This is a genomic window from Candidatus Nitrosopumilus salarius BD31 (assembly GCF_000242875.2).
Classification (GTDB): Archaea; Thermoproteota; Nitrososphaeria; order Nitrososphaerales; family Nitrosopumilaceae; genus Nitrosopumilus; species Nitrosopumilus salarius.
In genome coordinates this window covers 1-3745 of sequence record NZ_AEXL02000046.1, presented here as the reverse complement: position 1 = coordinate 3745, position 3745 = coordinate 1, and the positions used below count along the sequence as shown (strand labels likewise).

Sequence of the window (3745 nt, the reverse complement as noted above, 5' to 3'; positions counted from 1 at the left end):
AATTCACAAAAAAATATTTTGTTTGGAAATCCTGGAAGAGATATTGTATCTTTTGCAGAAAACAAAAAGAATGACATTGGACTGATTGTGATAGGTTCACGTGGACACAGTCGTGCTGGTGAGATGTTACTTGGAAGCGTATCATATACTGTTGTTCACAAATCCAAAAAACCCGTAATGATTATAAAATAAGTTTCCACTATTTTCTGAGAATCAAAAATATTCTTTGTGAATATAGCACCATTTCCAAATATCTTCTGGGATTGCCTTCATTACTGGATGCCCTGTCTCTTCAAAATGCTTTGTTGCATGCTTTCCAATTGATGAATCACAACAACCAACATGTCCACATGTTAAACACATTCTGATTGCTACTACTGGAAGGTGTTCTTTTTCACACTCTTCACAGCTTTTAGTGTTTTGAGAAACATCTTCTTTTTTCTGTAAGAAATGTTCACACTCTTTTGGCATATCAGTATTTTTTCAGAGTGTCTTTGTATCTCTTTATTGATTCTATGATTACGACTTTGGCCTCTTTTGCTGACTTCCATCCGATAATTTCGACCTTCTTACCTTCCAAGTCTTTATACACTTGGAAAAAATGCGCAATCTCTGAGCGGTAGTGATCTTCAATATTTGTAATGTCTGCTGTGTGCAAATATCGAGGATCATTTGTTGCAACACAAATTATTTTGTCATCTAGCTTCCCATCGTCTTTCATTTGGAGTAATCCTATTGGTCTGGCTTCAATTAAAATTCCAGGATATGTGGGATTTGTTACCAAAACCAATGCGTCAAGTGGATCTCCATCATCCGATAATGTTTGAGGAACTAGTCCATAATCTCCTGGATAATGAAATGGAGAAAACAACACTCTGTCTAATTTTATCATGTTGTGTTTTTTGTCATATTCGTATTTGTTCATGGATCCCTTTGGAATCTCTACTACGACATTGATAATTTCTGGAATGTCATTTCCAGATTCAATATCGTGCCAAAAAATTCTTGCTCATTTTCTAGCACTTGAGTTGCATGCTAAGTATATGAATTCTGTGAATTGTGTTGGAATAATTTAGATTTCCTATTGATTATGTTGTGACATCTGTATTTGGAATTACTTTGTAGATTTTAACGGTATATTGACCTTCAAAGATGTTAATTGCTTCACCTGTTTCTAAATTCACGTTTCTTACTCTGAATTTGTATTCATAAGAGCCATCTCCTTTCACATCCACTTGTGCAAAGTGGACTGGATCTTCTCCCTTGTAAAATTGAATAATGACTGGGTATCTTTCAGCAACATCATCTGCTCCTCCTCTTACTGTACCCCATGGAAGCTTGTTGTCTTCTGGAACATTCATTGTAGTGACTGTCTCCTCCAAACTTACTTTCTCATTAATTGGTGTAACTGTAATGTGACTTGATTCTGCAGAAATTCCTGGAATCATCATTATGCCAAATACTGTCATAATTGAGGCCATTAACAAAACGCTTGAATTTCTATTCATTATGGTTCCATTCTTTTCAAGTTACTTAAAAAATTTATCACTAATTTGTTCCAATGTCTATGGTAATTCTTCTTCGATATCAGAGCATGCCTTGTGAACCCACTGGTCCTTTGAGTTTTTAAGGATCTCTTTACCTGTTTTGATTGCTTCTCCACATTCTACACATTTCCCATTGAATCTTGCTTTCATGGTTATTTGGTATGTTTGACCTCATTTAACTAGTCACATCCTCTAAATTTTGCCAATTTGTTGGAAAATTATCCAAAAAATGTAAAGATTTAATCAAAAATAATATGTCTATCCACTTTTGTGTCAGTTGGAAAGAAAAATGGTGATTGTAATTGCTCAGTGAAGAAGACCTAATTGCCCGTATTATGAAAGTAAAAAACCTCAAGGCAAATTGCTTCAAGTACCTTGAAGAAAGCTCAAAAGACCTGCTCACTCAAAAAATAATTTTTGCTATCTCTGAGTTGACTGCTGAAAAGATGGGTCCTGTAAAACTCTCCGAAATCGCCCACGTGGCAATTGGAGAAAGTGACAAGTCTAAACAGGATCTTGTCCGACTAACTTTAGAAAAATCTCTTTTAAAAATGCGGCCTAGTTGAGAAATTAAAATATGCCTCAAATGATGTTCGATATATTTTGACCTCTTACAGATTCCAAAAGATAAAAGAGATTGACAGTTTTAGGGGTGAGAGCTCCGAACCCATTGGCAATGTTGTAGAATTACCAAAATCTACCTGGCCTTTGTCTGATGAGTTTTATCTTTTATTGGCAAAAAAATCTGGTTATGAAAAGGCACTGAAAAAATAAACTCTGATTTTGATGGCGAACTTATCCCTAGAGGAAAATATGAAGATCTAAATAATGATTATACGAAAAATCTAAATCAAATCCAATCAAAGCTTGACTCAAAATATTCTGGATTGGAAGAATTGGTAGGTGAATAACGATTAAAGGATTTTTATTTTTATCATTATTTGTTTTACTTTTTATGATATTTTTTACATTACCTGATAATTTAGTAGTTGCTCAAATGTCAGGTTCATCAAAACTATCTGTAAGTTTTGAAAATAATGCTGCACCATCATACACCGTATCATTACCTACAAATGAAAAACATGTTTTGAGCCAAGACTATTCTTGGGTTAGAGATGACACTAGTCGTTATAATCTAATTTCATTTTCAATTGACGGTGGAGATCCCATCCCAATTTCTAGGACTGCTAGAGGTACATTCACACTTGATATCTCTACTGATTCATCACATAATGTTATTTTTTCAACTGCCACTCAATTTCCATTAACTGTAATCGGCACGGATGATTATTCTTTCATGCCTTCTTCTCCAACTAGTGACAATTGGTTTGATGCAAATTCTGAAGTTTCAGTCACTGTTCCAAAATCTAGAACTATTGAAAAAAACAAGGTACGCCAAGAGATTACAGGTTGGTCTCTTGATAGAAACGAGTCATGGAACATTCCAAAAGATAATACAAATTTTTTCATCTCTCCACCTATTACGATGAATGATTTCCATCTTGTTGATTTTTCATCTACCACACAATTCAAATTGACTGTACTTTCAGAAAATGGAGAAATACAAGAGAGTAGTTGGTATGCTGACGGGGAAGTTGTTCCAATTACAATCTCCTCGTCTAATGATGGTTTGATTCTTTATACTCTATCTGAACTAGATGGTTATGATGGTGAGATTTCAGGAAATACTATTGAAGTTACAGTCAATGGGCCTCTCACTATAACTGCAAAATTTGAAAAAAATTACGGGCTTTTGGCATCTGTGATAATTATCCCAATCGTGATTGTAGGTGTGTTTGTTGGCAAAAAAGTTAAAAATTCAAAATTTAGATTTGGTGGAGGAGCTAGTGTAGAGGATATTGCCCAAACTGTTGAAAAAGTAATGGAGACAAAACTAGTTGAAACCTCCACTGTATCAAAATATGTCGAAAACTATGATGAACAAATTTCAGAATATTATTCTACTCAAGTATTGGAAAAATTAGAGTCTCTTCATAATTCTAAAATTATCTCTGATTCAAAATATGAAAAATTAAAAGAAAATCAATAGTTTAGGCATATTTCCCTAGTTGACTATCCGTTACCATTGCCGTTACCATTGCCGTTACCATTGCCGTTACCATTGCCGTTACCATTGCCGTTACCATTGCCGTTACCATTGTTACTCTTTTCCTTATCTTTTCTATCTTTGTCATCTT

General features: G+C 34.4%; 7 protein-coding genes. 3 read left to right on the top strand and 4 right to left on the bottom strand.

All coding sequences use genetic code 11. The annotated features are described in order from the left end of the window. Positions 1-192: universal stress protein (locus BD31_RS02110; protein ID WP_048097361.1), on the top strand; the 192-nt coding region annotated here is incomplete at its 5' end. 21 nt (positions 193-213) lie between these two features. On the opposite strand, the gene BD31_RS02105 is transcribed toward BD31_RS02110, so the two are convergent. The 4 genes from BD31_RS02105 to BD31_RS10970 all read right to left on the bottom strand — a co-directional run bounded on the left by BD31_RS02105 (position 214) and on the right by BD31_RS10970 (position 1697). Next, a complete protein-coding gene (locus tag BD31_RS02105) occupies positions 214-471 on the bottom strand; it encodes a UBP-type zinc finger domain-containing protein (RefSeq protein WP_008297803.1) in 258 nt (85 codons plus the stop codon). Position 472: 1 nt separating this feature from the next. Then, a complete protein-coding gene (locus tag BD31_RS02100) occupies positions 473-925 on the bottom strand; it encodes an inorganic diphosphatase (RefSeq protein ID WP_008297816.1) in 453 nt (150 codons plus the stop codon). 163 nt (positions 926-1088) lie between these two features. Then, on the bottom strand, positions 1089-1508 hold the full coding sequence (locus BD31_RS02095) for a hypothetical protein (RefSeq protein ID WP_048097359.1): 420 nt from the start codon (positions 1506-1508) through the stop codon (positions 1089-1091). Positions 1509-1565: 57 nt separating this feature from the next. Next, complete coding sequence (locus tag BD31_RS10970; RefSeq protein ID WP_008297798.1) at positions 1566-1697, bottom strand: hypothetical protein; 132 nt, start codon at positions 1695-1697, stop codon at positions 1566-1568. Positions 1698-1849: 152 nt separating this feature from the next. Between BD31_RS10970 and BD31_RS02090 the strand changes: the two genes are divergently transcribed. Then, the gene (locus tag BD31_RS02090) at positions 1850-2113 is read left to right on the top strand and encodes a hypothetical protein (RefSeq protein ID WP_048097358.1); all 264 of its coding nucleotides are present in this window, start codon (positions 1850-1852) and stop codon (positions 2111-2113) included. A 389-nt stretch (positions 2114-2502) separates the two neighbouring features. Then, positions 2503-3597 carry a hypothetical protein gene (locus BD31_RS02085; RefSeq protein WP_008297810.1) on the top strand — a complete coding sequence of 365 codons (1095 nt, stop codon included), beginning with the start codon at positions 2503-2505 and terminating at the stop codon, positions 3595-3597. Positions 3598-3745 lie beyond the last annotated feature (148 nt).